This window comes from Paractinoplanes toevensis (genome assembly GCF_018332695.1).
In the GTDB taxonomy this organism is placed as follows: domain Bacteria; phylum Actinomycetota; class Actinomycetes; order Mycobacteriales; family Micromonosporaceae; genus Actinoplanes; species Actinoplanes toevensis.
In genome coordinates this window covers 70,756-84,597 of sequence record NZ_BOQN01000005.1, presented here as the reverse complement: position 1 = coordinate 84,597, position 13,842 = coordinate 70,756, and the positions used below count along the sequence as shown (strand labels likewise).

At 70.6% G+C, this 13,842-nt stretch carries 15 protein-coding genes; 12 read left to right on the top strand and 3 right to left on the bottom strand.

Translation table 11 applies throughout. The features are described 5' to 3' along the window. The first annotated feature begins 16 nt into the window (after positions 1-16). Entirely contained in the window at positions 17-985 is a 969-nt protein-coding gene (locus Ato02nite_RS02350) for an AraC family transcriptional regulator (protein ID WP_213004654.1), read from the top strand. Between the two features lie 53 nt (positions 986-1,038). Further along, positions 1,039-2,217 carry an alpha/beta fold hydrolase gene (locus Ato02nite_RS02345; protein ID WP_213004653.1) on the top strand — a complete coding sequence of 393 codons (1,179 nt, stop codon included), beginning with the start codon at positions 1,039-1,041 and terminating at the stop codon, positions 2,215-2,217. Positions 2,218-2,332: 115 nt separating this feature from the next. Here the strand turns inward: Ato02nite_RS02345 and Ato02nite_RS02340 are convergent, their stop codons facing one another. Both Ato02nite_RS02340 and Ato02nite_RS02335 read right to left on the bottom strand, forming a co-directional pair. After that, the gene (locus Ato02nite_RS02340) at positions 2,333-2,833 is read right to left on the bottom strand and encodes a hemerythrin domain-containing protein (protein WP_213004652.1); all 501 of its coding nucleotides are present in this window, start codon (positions 2,831-2,833) and stop codon (positions 2,333-2,335) included. Next, complete coding sequence (locus tag Ato02nite_RS02335; RefSeq protein WP_213004651.1) at positions 2,751-3,734, bottom strand: alpha/beta fold hydrolase; 984 nt, start codon at positions 3,732-3,734, stop codon at positions 2,751-2,753. Before Ato02nite_RS02335 ends, Ato02nite_RS02340 begins: the two co-directional genes overlap by 83 nt. A gap of 150 nt (positions 3,735-3,884) precedes the next feature. Here Ato02nite_RS02335 and Ato02nite_RS02330 point away from each other — a divergent pair, with 150 nt between their 5' ends. Genes Ato02nite_RS02330 through argH form a run of 10 tightly spaced genes read left to right on the top strand, consistent with a single transcriptional unit; the run spans position 3,885 to position 13,546 of the window. After that, positions 3,885-4,310 (top strand): DUF2231 domain-containing protein, encoded by a 426-nt coding sequence (locus Ato02nite_RS02330; protein ID WP_213004650.1) that lies wholly within the window; start codon positions 3,885-3,887, stop codon positions 4,308-4,310. Between the two features lie 8 nt (positions 4,311-4,318). Continuing rightward, complete coding sequence (locus Ato02nite_RS02325; RefSeq protein ID WP_213004649.1) at positions 4,319-5,257, top strand: YihY/virulence factor BrkB family protein; 939 nt, start codon at positions 4,319-4,321, stop codon at positions 5,255-5,257. 57 nt (positions 5,258-5,314) lie between these two features. Then, complete coding sequence (gene argC, locus Ato02nite_RS02320; RefSeq protein ID WP_213004648.1) at positions 5,315-6,316, top strand: N-acetyl-gamma-glutamyl-phosphate reductase; 1,002 nt, start codon at positions 5,315-5,317, stop codon at positions 6,314-6,316. Continuing rightward, positions 6,313-7,485 (top strand): bifunctional glutamate N-acetyltransferase/amino-acid acetyltransferase ArgJ, encoded by a 1,173-nt coding sequence (gene argJ, locus Ato02nite_RS02315; protein ID WP_213004647.1) that lies wholly within the window; start codon positions 6,313-6,315, stop codon positions 7,483-7,485. The genes argC and argJ overlap by 4 nt, the downstream gene beginning before the upstream one ends. Further along, positions 7,482-8,351, top strand: a complete 870-nt coding sequence (gene argB, locus Ato02nite_RS02310; RefSeq protein WP_213004646.1) for an acetylglutamate kinase — start codon at positions 7,482-7,484, stop codon at positions 8,349-8,351. The genes argJ and argB overlap by 4 nt, the downstream gene beginning before the upstream one ends. Continuing rightward, on the top strand, positions 8,348-9,496 hold the full coding sequence (locus tag Ato02nite_RS02305) for an acetylornithine transaminase (protein ID WP_213004645.1): 1,149 nt from the start codon (positions 8,348-8,350) through the stop codon (positions 9,494-9,496). The genes argB and Ato02nite_RS02305 overlap by 4 nt, the downstream gene beginning before the upstream one ends. Continuing rightward, positions 9,493-10,422: an ornithine carbamoyltransferase gene (gene argF / locus Ato02nite_RS02300; protein ID WP_213004644.1), complete on the top strand. Its 930-nt coding sequence runs from the start codon at positions 9,493-9,495 to the stop codon at positions 10,420-10,422. Before Ato02nite_RS02305 ends, argF begins: the two co-directional genes overlap by 4 nt. Further along, the gene (locus Ato02nite_RS02295; RefSeq protein WP_213004643.1) at positions 10,419-10,919 is read left to right on the top strand and encodes an arginine repressor; all 501 of its coding nucleotides are present in this window, start codon (positions 10,419-10,421) and stop codon (positions 10,917-10,919) included. The genes argF and Ato02nite_RS02295 overlap by 4 nt, the downstream gene beginning before the upstream one ends. After that, positions 10,916-12,118, top strand: a complete 1,203-nt coding sequence (locus Ato02nite_RS02290) for an argininosuccinate synthase (protein ID WP_213004642.1) — start codon at positions 10,916-10,918, stop codon at positions 12,116-12,118. The genes Ato02nite_RS02295 and Ato02nite_RS02290 overlap by 4 nt, the downstream gene beginning before the upstream one ends. Before the next feature lie 6 nt (positions 12,119-12,124). After that, positions 12,125-13,546, top strand: a complete 1,422-nt coding sequence (gene argH, locus Ato02nite_RS02285) for an argininosuccinate lyase (protein WP_246605996.1) — start codon at positions 12,125-12,127, stop codon at positions 13,544-13,546. Between the two features lie 55 nt (positions 13,547-13,601). Here argH and Ato02nite_RS02280 read toward each other — a convergent pair whose 3' ends face one another. Next, complete coding sequence (locus Ato02nite_RS02280; protein WP_213004641.1) at positions 13,602-13,817, bottom strand: putative signal transducing protein; 216 nt, start codon at positions 13,815-13,817, stop codon at positions 13,602-13,604. Positions 13,818-13,842 lie beyond the last annotated feature (25 nt).

Genomic DNA, 13,842 nt, shown 5'->3' with positions numbered 1-13,842 from the left:
CAACTACCGTGGAGGGGTGAGGTTCACTGTCGATCCGGGCACCCGCGCCCTCCTGCACGACCTCGGGATCTCGGTGGCCGGTGTGCTGCGCCGGGCCCGGCTGCCGGCCGGTCTGTTCGCGCCGGGGCCGGTCACGCTGACGGTGGAGGAGTACTACCATTTCTGGGCCGCGATCGACGCCGAGGCGGCGGATCCCGACCTGCCCGCGCGGATCGGGCGCACGATCTCGGTCGAGGCCTTCAACCCGCCCCTGTTCGCGGCCCTGTGCAGCGCCGACCTGCGCACCGCGGCCGAGCGTATCGCCGTGTTCAAACCACTCATCGGGCCGGTGGTCCTGGAGGTCACGGCCGGCCGGCGCGGGCTGACGATCGCCTACCGCTGGCCCGAGTGGCCGGTGCCGCCGCGGTTGCTGGTCGCCGCCGAGCTGGCGTTCTGGGTCGCGCTCGCCCGGATCGGCACCCGGCGCGAGATGCACGCGACCCACGCCACCATGCGCGACGCCCCGGCCGAATCGGCCACCATGACGGCGTACCTCGGCACCTCGATCGACGCCGGCGACCTCGACGCCATCACGTTCTCGGCCGAGGACGCCGCGCGGCCGTTCCTGACCGAGGACGAGTCCATGTGGGACTTCTTCGCGCCGGAGCTGCGCCGCCGGCTCGCCGAGATCGAGGCCTCGGCCACCACCGCCGACCGGGTGCGGGCCGCGCTCCACGAGTGCCTGCCGGCCGGCGACAGCTCGATCAATGCCGTCGCCACCCAGCTGATCATGAGTCCGCGCACGCTGCAGCGGCAGCTCCAGGCCGAGGGCACCAGCTATCAGGCCGTGCTCACCGGCACCCGGGAGGAGCTCGCCCGCCGCTACCTCGCCGACCGGTCGCTCACCGTTTCGCAGATCGCCTACCTGCTCGCCTACGACGACACCAACTCGTTCTACCGAGCCTTCCGGAACTGGACCGGGGTCACTCCCGAAACCGCGCGGTGAACGGCGCCCCGACTGGGTAATTAGCAGGCATGGCCTTGCCCCGTACCGCCCGCATGAGCTCTGACCAGCGGCACCTCATCCGTGCGGCTCCCAGCCCCGCCGAGGGCTTCGTCAGCGTGATGGCCACGGTGCGGGACATGCGCCTGCACATCCGGCAACGTGTCGATCCAGGCAGCACAACACCGGCGTGGCTGCTTCTGCACGGGCTGGCGGTCTCGCATCGGTACCTGATGCCGACCGCGGCGGCGCTGCCCGGGTCGGTGTTCGTTCCGGACCTGCCCGGCTTCGGGCTCTCCGGCAAGCCGGACGACGTGCTGACCACGGAACAGCACGCCGAGGTCGTCGCCGACTGGATGGTGGCGAGCGGCCTGAGCGGCGTCAACGTGCTCGGGAACTCGTTCGGCTGCCAGGTCGCCGTCGAGCTGGCGGTCCGGCACCCTGAGCTGGTCGCCTCGCTCGTCCTGGTCGGGCCGACCGCCGATCCCGCCGCGCCGACCGCCGGCGCTCTGCTCCGCCGCTGGTTGCGTGATCTGCTCCGGGAGGATCCGCACCAGATTCCGATGATCCTCACCGACTTCCGGGACGCCGGGCCGCGGCGCATCTGGCGGACGCTCGGGCACTCCGTGGACCATCGCATCGAGTGCCGCATCCCGCTCGTCGATGCGCCGATCCTGGTTCTGCGCGGCCAGTACGACCCGATCGCCCCGGCGAGCTGGACCACGCACGCGGCGTCGCTGGCCACTGCCGGCACCTCCGCCGACGTTCCCGGTGCGGCGCACAACGCGGTGACCACGGCCGGGGCGACCGTCGCCGGATATGGCCGGGCGCACACCGCCCTCCCGGCCGACGACCACCGCATGTCCCTCGACCATGGCACTCCGACGGCCCAGGCCCGGCGGCTCGCCGAGCGGGTGCTGCACGACTGGAACATGACCGACCGGACCGAAGAGGTCCTGCTGGTCACCACCGAGCTGGTCCAGAACGTCGCCAAGCACACCGCCGACGGGGGTGAGCTGCGCCTCCGCCGTCAGGACGACTCGATTCTGATCGAGGTCACCGACAGCGACCCGCAACTGCCGCAGCTGAAGCGCACCCCGCCCACCGTGGCCGGCGGACGCGGGTTGCTCCTCGTCGCCGCCACCGCGCGCCAGTGGGGCAGCCGGCCGGTCCGCTGGGCCGGGCGGGCGGGGAAGATCGTCTGGGCGGAGATCGCCCGGCGGCTGCCGAACTGATCAGGACGTGAAACGGCCGCCGCCCGCGATGCGGGCGGCGGCGGCCGTAGCGGCCGGCGATGACGGCGACCCCGGCGACCCCGGATGCCCGCCGTGCTCACCCGGCCGAGCCCTCTCAGGCGATGACGGCGTCGACCGCTTTCTTCAGCGCCGAGGGCTGCGCCGGGCTGCGCGGGGCCTTCTCCCGCATCTCGTTCATCCGGGCGCCCAGCTCCTGCAGCTGCTTGCGGCCGAGGCCCTCGCGGACCTGCGGGAACCAGTCCTGCTCTTCCTCGTCGATGTGGTGCGTGACATTCTCGATGAGCACCGTCGTCTTGGCGTCGAAGCGCTCGTCGCCGGCGTCCATGGTCGCCAGTTCGGCGCAGAGGATGTCCGCCACGTGGTGTTCCTCGTACGACTCCAGCACGTCGTCCTCGAGGTCCGGCAGCAGCTTGCGGACCTCGGGGTACATCACTTCGTTCTCGAGGTAGGTGTGCACGGTCAGCTCTTCGAGGATCCGCTTGACGATGTCGCCCTTGACCTTCGTGGCGTCCTCACCGGCGTCCTGGAATTCGCGGAACAGCTTCTTGATCTTTTTGTGGTCGTCCTTCAATACAACGATGGCGTCTGTCGACATGTGCTCTCCTAAGATTCGGGAGCGGCATACCCTTGCCATGAGGAAATAAACTGGTTGTCGAATCCAGGAACTGCCGCAGACCTCGTAGTAGCTGATCAGGAGCGGTCTCCTGGGGGTAGTGCCCGGCGCCGTCGATCGCCAGCACGTGCGGATTCGTCAACAATTGCGCCACCGTCCGATGGTGGTGCGGCGGAATGGTCTTGTCGTCGGTACCCCAGGCCAGCAGAACGGGTACGCCGTCGAGTTGCCGGAGATGCTGGGTGGCGCTCACGGTCTGCCCACGCCAGTTGATGACGGTGCGGGCGGTGCGCAGGAACGTACGCCGTTGGCGCCGGTCGGTGAGCCGGCGCATGCTTTCCGCCACCGGCCCGGCGTCGGCCGGGGCCAGCAGGCCGGGCGCGACCGAGGCCACCATCGACAGGAACCATCGGGTGACGCGCTCGGGCAGCATCGCCACCCCGGCGACGAGGGCCGGCGCGCCGGGCACGGTGACGACGCGCAGCGCCGGCGTGAGCTGGGGGCCGAGGCCACCGCTGCTGATCAGGACGAGCCGGTCGGTGCGCTCGGGGAACTGGTACGCGAACTGCAGCGCGACGCCACCGCCCAGGCTGTGGCCGACCACGGTCGCCGACGGGTGGCCGAGGGCGACCAGAACGTCCCGGAGCGAGGCGGCGAGGGCGCCGAGCGAGTAGTCGCCGGCCGGCGCGTCGGAGTCGCCGTGGCCGGGCAGGTCCGGTGCGATGACCGTGTGCGTGGCCGCGAGCTCGCCGAGGACCCGATCCCAGGTGTGCCGGCTCGCGCCGAGCCCGTGCACCAGCAGCAGCGGCTCGCCGGCCCCGGCGATGGTGCAGACGACGTCGCCGTCACCGACGGGTACCCGCCGCTCCGTGGTTGTTGTCATGTCTCCAGCATCGCGGGCGCCCGGCCGCCGGTCAGGAGTGCGGAACCCCCTGTGCTGGTGGTGCTAGCACCCCGCTCGCCCGCCGGGGATGACGTGCCGGTGGGTGGGGCGGCCCATGCTCGGGCAGACGCCGAGGAAAGTGACAGCCGCATGGAAAGCCGACTTCGGGTCGCGGGTAACGCCGTGCAGCCCCTCCTGCTGATGTTTCCGTTGGGTCTGTTCATGCTGGCGATCATTTTCGACGTGGCGACCATGGCCGGGGCGCCACGTCTGCTCGGGACGGTGGCCTACTGGAACATCGTCGCCGGACTTGTCGGGGGAGCTGTGGCGGTGGGGGTCATCAGCGTCGACCTGGTGTCGGCACCGTCGATTCGGGCCGCCCGCCGCTGCACCGTGGGGATTCTGTTCGACCTCGGCGTACTGATCGCCTTCGCGGTCATCGCGTTGATCCGGCTGCGCACCGATTACCGGGCCACGGACTCCGGGCTCTTCCTGGTCGAAGGTTTGGCGCTGGCGGCGGCCGGGATCAGCACGTGGTTCGGCGGGCGACTCGGCCCACCGGCCCGCGAGCGATGATCGATGTCGTGCACCGCCTGGACGGCGTGCAGCGCCGGCACGCGTTTCTGGGGTTTCCGTGGGCGGTGTTCCGTAAGTACCTCGACGACGACGGCGCGCGGCTGGCCGCGCAGCTGACCTACTACGGCTTCCTGAGCCTGTTCCCGCTACTGCTGCTGGCCACGGCCGCGGTCACCGAGTTGTTGCAGCGGCACCCCGAGCTGCAGAGCCGGATGCTGGATCGGCTGGTGAGCACGGCGCTGCGGCCCGATATCGAGCGGGCCATCGCCGACCTGCCGTCCAGCGTCGTCCCGCTCACGGTCGGACTGATCGGTCTTCTGTTCGCCGGCACCGGCGGTGTGCTCGCCGTGTACTCCGCGCTCAACCGGATGTGGGGTGTCCCCTGGCGCGATCGGTTCGGCGTGGCCCGGCGGTACGCCCGGGTGCTGTTCGTGCTGGTCCTGTCGTTCGCCGCGGCGGTGCTGGCGACCGGATCGGCGGTGGTGACCGAGGCCGTCCTGCGCCTTCCCGCCGTTGAGCGCGGAGCCGCCGGGATCGGGTCCGCGGTCGCGGTGTTCGCCGTGATCGTCATCGTGCACAAGGTGCTGGTCTGCCGGCCGGTGCGGTTGCGCGACGTGTGGGTGGGCGGTGCGGTCGCGGCCACCGGGATCACGGTCCTGCTTCATGCCGCCGGGACGGTGCTTCCGGTGCTGGTGACCCGGGCCGGGCCGGTCTACGGCAGCTTCGCCACGGTGGTGGGCGTCTTCGCGCTGTTCTACCTGGTCAGCCAGACCTTCGTGGTGGGCGTGGAGATCTCCACCGTTCTCGAGCAAGAGCTGTCACCGCGTGGCCTGACCGACTCCGACCTCACCGAGCCGGACCGGCGGGCACTCGTCCTGCTGGCCCGCCGCCAGGAGCGGGTAGCCGGCCAGCACATCACCACGACGTTCTCCGCCGGGGGAATGTAGTTGGCGATCACGAGCGGGGCTTGATACGGTTCTCTGCATAGTCATGCGGAGGTTGGTATGGGGATTCGAGTCGCCGTTGCGGGGGCCAGTGGTTATGCGGGAGGCGAGCTTCTGCGCCTGCTCGCCGGGCACCCCGAGTTCGACCTGGTGGCCGCCACCGCGCACACCCGGGCCGGCACGCACGTCACCGCCGTACACCCGCAGCTCGCCGGCCTCGACCTGACGCTCGGGGCGACCGACGCGGCCGGCCTGGCCGACGCTGACCTGGTCTTTCTTGCTCTTCCGCACGGGCAGTCGGCGGCCGTGGCCGCGCAGCTGCCGGCGCATGTCAAGGTCGTCGACCTCGGGGCCGACTTCCGGCTGAAGGACGCCGGGCTCTGGCAGAAATACTACGGCGGCGAGCACGCCGGCACCTGGACCTACGGCCTGCCCGAGCTGCCCGGTCAGCGGGCCGCGATCGCGGCCTCGACCCGGGTGGCCAACACGGGTTGTTATGCGGCGACCATCACACTGGCCCTCGCTCCGCTGATCGCGAGCGGTCTCGCCAGCCCGGCCGATGTCGTCGTGGTGGCCAGCTCCGGCACCTCCGGCGCGGGTCGCGGCGCCAAGGTCAACCTGCTGGCCAGCGAGGTCATGGGCGACCTCTCGCCGTACAAGGTGGGTGCGCACCAGCACGTGCCGGAGATCAAGCAGGCGACCGGCGCAACGTCACTCTCGATGACCCCGGTGCTCGCTCCGATGCCTCGCGGCATCCTCGCGACGGTTACTGCCACGCCCGACAGGCAGGGCGACCCGCAAGAGGTTCTCCGAGAGGCGTACGCGGGGGAGCCGTTCATCCACGTGCTGCCGGCCGGGCAGTGGCCGCACACCGCCGCCACCTCCGGCTCCAACTCCTGTCATCTGCAGGCGACCGTCGACGTCGACTCGGGCCGGATCATCGTGGTCAGTGCCCTCGACAACCTGGGCAAGGGCGCCTCCGGTCAAGCTGTGCAGTGCGCCAACCTCATGTTCGGCCTGCCCGAGACGATGGGCCTGTCCGTGTTCGGAGTCGCACCATGACCGTCACCCATCCCAAGGGCTTCCGGGCCAGCGGCGTCGCCGCCGGTCTCAAGGCCACCGGCAACCCGGACGTCGCCCTCGTCGTCAACGACGGGCCCGACTACACGGCGGCCGCCGTCTTCACCGGCAACCGCGTCAAGGCCGCCCCGGTCCTGTGGAGCCAGCAGGTGCTCAAGGGCGGCATCGTGCGCGCGGTCGTGCTCAACTCGGGCGGCGCCAACGCCTGCACCGGCACCCAGGGCTTCCGCGACACCCACGCCACCGCCGAGCACACCGCGACCGTGCTGCGCGGCGGCCCCAAGCCGCAGATGATCGGGCCGGGCGACGTGGCGGTCTGCTCCACCGGGCTGATCGGTGAGCTGCTGCCGATGGACAAGCTGCTGCCGGGCGTCTCCGCCGCGGCGCGGGCGCTGACCGCGGACGGTGGCGGGAAAGCCGCCGAGGCGATCATGACGACCGACACTGTGGCCAAGAACGCGGTCGTGCAGAAGGAGGGCTGGTCGGTCGGCGGCATCGCCAAGGGCGCCGGCATGCTCGCGCCCGCCCTGGCCACCATGCTCGTGGTAATCACCACCGACGCGTCGGCCGACAACGAGGTGCTCGACGCGGCGCTGCGCGAGTCGACCCGGCTCACCTTCGACCGGATCGACGCGGACGGCTGCATGTCGACCAACGACACCGTGTTGCTGCTGGCCAGCGGCGCCTCCGACGTGCAGCCGACGCCGGAAGAGCTCACCGCGGCCGTCACGGCCGTCTGCCACGACCTCGCCCAGCAGCTCATCTCGGACGCCGAGGGGGCCACCAAGCACGTCGCGATCGTGGTGGAGGGCGCGGACACCGAGGCCGACGCGGTCGAGGTGGGGCGCTCGGTGGCCGGGAACAACCTGGTGAAGACGGCCCTGTTCGGCAACGACCCGAACTGGGGGCGCATCCTCGCCGCGGTCGGCACCACGAAAGCGAAGTTCGAGCCCGACCGGGTCGACGTCGCGATCAACGGCATCTGGATCTGCAAGGGCGGCGCGGCGGCCGAGGACCGGTCGAAGGTCGACCTGACCGGGCGGGACGTCACCATCACGATCAATCTGCGCGAGGGCGCGATGAGCGCCACCATCTGGACGACGGACCTTTCCCACGCGTACGTGCATGAGAACTCGGCGTACTCGTCATGACGTCACCGCTGGAGAAGGCCGGGGTGCTGATCGAGGCGCTGCCCTGGCTGGAGCGTTTCCACGGCACCACCGTGGTGATCAAGTACGGCGGCAACGCCATGATCACGCCGTCGCTGCAGAAGGCGTTCGCCGAAGACATCGTCTTCATGCGATATGTCGGCATCAAGCCGGTCGTGGTGCACGGCGGCGGGCCACAGATCAGCCGGATGCTCGACAAGCTGGGGATCGTCTCCGAATTCCGCGGAGGCCTGCGCGTCACCACCCCCGAAGCGATGGACGTAGTCCGGATGGTTCTGACCGGCCAGGTCGGACGTGAGCTGGTCGGGCTGATCAACCAGCACGGACCGTTCGCGGTCGGACTCTCCGGGGAGGACGCGCGGCTGTTCACCGCGGTGCGTCGGGGGGCCGTGATCGACGGCGAACACGTCGACATCGGCCAGGTCGGCGACGTCTCGCGAGTCGACACGAGCGCCGTCGACGACCTGATCGCGGCCGGCCGCATCCCGGTCATCGCGAGCGTCGCCCCCGATGCCGACGGCGTCGTGCACAACGTCAACGCCGACACCGCCGCCGCGGCCCTGGCCGAGGCGCTCGGCGCCCGCAAGCTGGTCGTGCTCACCGACGTGCCGGGGCTCTACACGAACTGGCCGGACACCGACTCGCTCACCACCCGGATCGACGCCGACGCCCTCGAGAAACTGCTGCCCAGCCTCGAGGCCGGCATGGTCCCCAAGATGGAGGCGTGCCTGCGGGCCGTCCGCGGCGGCGTGCCGGCCGCGCACGTGGTCGACGGCCGCGTCCCGCACTCCACGCTGCTAGAAGTCTTCACTTCCGAAGGGATCGGAACAATGGTGGTGCCGTCATGACCGGGCTGATCGACCGGTGGTCGCAGTCGATGATGAACAACTACGGCACGCCGCAGATCGCCCTGGTCCGAGGCGCGGGCGCGGTGGTCACCGACGAGAACGGCAAGGAATACACCGACTTCCTCGGCGGCATCGCGGTCAACGCGCTCGGGCACGCCCACCCGGCCGTGGTCGAGGCCGTCACCCACCAGATCTCCCAGCTCGGCCACGTCTCCAACTTCTTCGTCGCCGAGCCCTGCGTGGCCCTGGCCGAACTGCTGCTGGCGCTGGCCGGCCGCCCCGGCCGGGTCATCTTCGGCAACTCCGGGGCCGAGGCCAACGAGGCCGCGTTCAAGCTGTCCCGCCTCACCGGCCGCACCCACGTGGTGGCGACCGAGGGCGCGTTCCACGGCCGGACGATGGGCGCGCTCGCGCTGACCGGCCAGCCGTCCAAATCCGACCCGTTCCGGCCGCTGCCCGGCGAGGTCACGCACGTCGCGTTCGGTTCCCTGGAAACGCTGGACAACGCGGTCACCACCGAGACCGCCATGGTCATCCTCGAACCGATCCAGGGCGAGAACGGCGTGGTCGTCCCGCCGCCCGGCTACCTGGCCGGGGCCCGGGAGATCTGCACCCGCAACGGCGCGCTGCTCGTGCTGGACGAGGTGCAGACCGGCATCGGCCGCACCGGCCACTGGTTCCACCACCAGAGCGAGGGCGTCGAGCCCGACATCATCACCCTGGCCAAGGGCCTCGGCGGCGGTCTGCCGCTGGGCGCCTGCATCGCGTTCGGCAAGGCCGCCGGCCTGTTCACCCCCGGCTCGCACGGCACCACGTTCGGCGGCAACCCGGTCGCCTGCGCGGCCGGCCTCGCCGTGGTCCGCACGATCGCCAACGAGGGTCTGCTCGACCACGTGAAGCGGGTGGGGGAGCAACTGCGGCGCGGCCTGGAGAACCACCCGCTCGTCGACCACGTGCGCGGCGCCGGCCTGCTGCTGGGTGTCGTCTTGAAAAACCCGGACTCGAAGCGGCTCGCTGCGGCGCTGCAGGACGCAGGCTTCCTGGTCAACGCCCCCCAACCGGACGTCATCCGCCTCGCCCCGCCGCTGATCATCAGCACCGAGCAGGCCGACGCCCTCATCGCCGCCTTCGGAGCCGCACAGTGACCCGGCATTTTCTTCGTGACGACGACCTGAGCCCGCAGGAGCAGGCGACCGTTCTCGAGCTGGCGGCCGAGATGAAGGCGGCCCGCTTCGCCTACCGGCCACTCGAAGGCCCCCGCTCGGTGGCCGTCTTCTTCGACAAGGTCAGCCTGCGCACCCGGCTGTCCTTCGAAGCCGGCATCGCCGAGCTCGGCGGCCAGCCGATCATCGTGGACACCCAGGCCACCCACTTCGGCCGGGGCGAGTCGCTGTCCGACGCCGGCAAGGTCGTCTCCCGCTACGTGGCCGCCATGGTCTTCCGGACCACCGGCGACGAACGCCTGACCGACCTGGCCTCCGGCGTCAGCGTGCCGGTCGTCAACGCGCTCACCGACGGCTTCCACCCCTGCCAGCTGCTGGCCGACCTGCAAACCATCCGGGAACGCTTCGGATCAACAACAAACCGCAAGCTGGCGTACGTCGGTGACGCGGCCAACAACATGGCGCACTCGTACCTTCTGGCCGGCGCGACCGCGGGCATGCACGTACGCGTGGCCGGTCCTTCCGGTTTTGATCCTTCCCCGGCCGTGGTGTCGCGGGCCGCCGAGATCGCGGCGTGGACCGGCGGCTCGGTCGAGGTGATGCGCGACCCGTTCGAGGCCGCCGACGGGGTGGACGTGCTCGCCACCGACACCTGGACCTCGATGGGGCAGGAGAGTGACGGCAAGGATCGCTTGACGCCTTTCCGCCCGTACCAGATCAATGAAAAGCTCCTGGCCGCCGCCGCGTCGGAAGCGATCGTCCTGCACTGCCTCCCCGCGCATCGCGGGGAGGAGATCACCGACGAGGTGATGGACGGACCGCAGAGCGCCGTGTTCGACCAGGCCGAGAACCGTCTGCACGCGCAGAAGGCGCTGCTGGCCTGGCTGCTGGCGGTGAACGCGGAATGACCGGGCCGGTGACTCGCGCCGGGCGGCATGCCCGGATCGTCGAGCTGATCAGGGAGAAGGCGATCCGGTCGCAGACCGAGCTCGCCGAACTCCTGGCCGCCGACGGCGTGCAGGTCACCCAGGCCACCCTCTCCCGTGACCTCGAGGAGTTGGGTGCCGTGAAGGTCAGCGGCGCCTACCTCATCCCGGAGGACGGCAAACGTCCCCTGCGCGAGGCCGAGAACGCTCCCGCCCGTCTCCTCCGCCTGTTGCGGGAGTTGCTCACCGGAGTGGACGCCAGCGGCAACATCGCGGTCCTGCGCACCCCGCCCGGAGCGGCCCAGTTCCTGGCCAGCGCGCTGGACCGCTCCGGACTCACCGATGTCGTCGGCACCATCGCCGGCGACGACACGATTCTCGTCGTGGCCCGCGACGTCACCGGCGGCAAGGCCTTGGCCGAAAAGCTCGCCGAATGGGCCGGCCATAACTCTGACAATCTGGAAGGGAGCACCCCGTGACCGAGCGGGTCGTTCTTGCGTTCTCCGGCGGACTCGACACCTCCGTCGCCATCCCCTACCTCGCCGAGCAGACCGGCGGGGAGGTCATCGCCGTGGCCCTCGACGTCGGCCAGGGCGGCGAGGACATGGAGGTCATCCGGCAGCGGGCGCTCGACTGCGGTGCCGCCGAGAGCGTCGTGGTGGACGCCCGCGAGGAGTTCGCCGCCGATTTCTGCCTGCCGGCGCTGCGCGCCAACGCGCTCTACATGGACCGTTACCCGCTGGTGTCGGCGCTGTCCCGGCCGCTGATCGTGCGGCACCTGGTCGAGGCGGCCAAGCAGCACGGCGGCACGATCGTCTCGCACGGCTGCACCGGCAAGGGCAACGACCAGGTGCGTTTCGAGGTCGGCATCGGTGCCCTCGACCCGTCGCTCAAGGTGATCGCGCCGGCCCGGGACTTCGCGTGGACCCGGGACAAGGCGATCGCGCTGGCCGAGGAGAAGGGGCTGCCGATCGACGTGACCCACAAGTCGCCGTACTCGATCGACCAGAACCTGTGGGGCCGCGCCGTCGAGACCGGCTTCCTCGAGGACATCTGGAACGCGCCGATCGAGGACATCTACGCGTACACCGCCAACCCGGCTCTCGAAAGGGATGCGGACGAGGTCGTCATCACCTTTGACCAGGGCAACCCGGTCGCCATCGACGGTGAGACGGTCACGCCGTACCAGGCCATCACCGAGCTGAACCGGCGCGCCGGCGCGCAGGGTGTCGGCCGCCTCGACATGGTCGAGGATCGGCTGGTCGGCATCAAGAGCCGCGAGGTGTACGAGGCGCCCGGCGCGATCGCGCTGATCACCGCCCACCAGGAGCTCGAGAACGTCACCGTCGAGCGTGACCTGGCCCGCTTCAAGCGCTCGGTCGACCAGCGCTGGGGCGAGCTCGTCTACGACGGTCTCTGGTTCTCGCCGCTGAAGAACGCGCTCGACACGTTCATCGACGACTCGCAGAAGTACGTCTCCGGCGAGGTGCGGCTCACCCTGCACGGCGGCCGCGCGGTCGTCACCGGCCGGCGCTCCGACGCCAGCCTGTACGACTTCGGGATGGCCACCTACGACACCGGCGACACCTTCGACCAGACCCTGGCCAAGGGTTTCGTGCAGCTCTGGGGCCTCCCGTCGCGCATGGCGGCGGGCCGTGACCGGCGGCTGGCAGACTAGGCAATCGTGACTGAGAAGACTTCGTTGTGGGGCGGCCGGTTCTCCGGCGGCCCCGCCGACGCCCTGGCCCGGCTGTCGGTGAGCGTCCAGTTCGACTGGCGCCTCGCCCCCTACGACATCGCCGGCTCCCGGGCCCACGCCCGGGTCCTCGCCGCGGCCGGCTTGCTCGACCCGGATGAGCTGGGCCAGATGCTGGCCGCCCTCGACGACCTCGAGGCGGCCTGCGCGTCCGGCGAGTTCCGGCCCACGATCGACGACGAGGACGTGCACACCGCGCTCGAACGCGGCCTGCTCGAACGGCTCGGCACGCTGGGCGGCAAGCTGCGCGCCGGCCGGTCCCGCAACGACCAGGTCGCCACCGACCTGCGGCTCTACCTGCGCGACCACGCCCGCGGCCTGGCCGTGTCGCTGGTCGAGCTGGCCGACGCGCTCACCGCACAAGCGGCGTTGAACGTCGACACGGCCGCACCCGGCATGACCCACCTGCAGCACGCCCAGCCGGTGACGTTCGGCCACTGGCTGCTCGCCCACGTGCAGCCGCTGCTGCGGGACCTTTCTCGTCTCAGCGACTGGGATGAACGGGCTGCCGTCTCCCCGCTCGGCAGCGGTGCGCTGGCCGGTTCGTCGCTGCCACTGGACCCGGCCGCGGTCGCTAAGGAGCTGGGCTTCAAGTCGCCCGCCCCGAACTCGATGGACGCGGTCGCCGACCGTGACTTCGTCGCCGAGTTCCTGTTCGTGACGGCGCTGATCGGCGTGCACCTGTCCCGCCTGGGCGAGGAGGTGGTCCTCTGGACCTCCACCGAGTTCGGCTGGGTGGAGCTGGACGACGCCTTCGCCACCGGCTCGTCGATCATGCCGCAGAAGAAGAACGCGGACATCGCCGAACTGGCGCGCGGCAAGAGCGGCCGGCTGATCGGCGGCCTGGTCACGGTGCTGACCATGCTCAAGGGCCTGCCGCTCACCTACGACCGGGACATGCAGGAAGACAAGGAGCCGGCCTTCGACGCGATCGAAACGCTGGGACTCCTGCTGCCGGCTCTGGCCGGCATGATCTCCACCATGACCGTACGGGTGGACCGGCTGGCCGCCGCGACGCCGATCGGCTTCTCGCTGGCCACCGAGGTCGCCGACTGGCTGGTCCGGCGGGGCGTCCCGTTCCGGGAGGCGCACGAGATCACCGGGCAGTTGGTGGCGCTGTGCTCGGTGCGCGGCTGCGAACTCGAGGACCTGACCGACGACGACCTGAAGACGGTCAGCGGCCACCTGGACCCGTCCGTCCGCAACGTCCTGACGGTCGAATCGGCCCTGGCCGGCCGCACCACCCCCGGTTCGACCGGCCCCGGCCCGGTCGCCGACCAGCTGGCGACGGTCCAGCACAAACTGGACAGCTGGCGGCAGTGGGCGGTCGAGAAGGTCGTCCCCCGCTAGTTTTTGGGAAGGGCCGGCGTCTTTTTGGGAAGGGGCGGCGTCCGCCGCCCCTTCGTCAGGACGTCGAGTCGGCCAGAATCTGCCGAGCCTCGGCCTCGTCGGCCGGCGCGACCAGCACGCTCACACCCTCCAGCTGGAACGAGCCGATCTCACCGCCGGCATCATCGGCCGAGACCAGGGCGTCGATGCCGGCACTGCGCAACAGCCCGGCCACGATGTCCGCCTCGGTCCGGCTCGACACACTGGCCACCGGCACCGTCTGATTGCTCATGGCCTATTCCACCACGCGCGCCGAA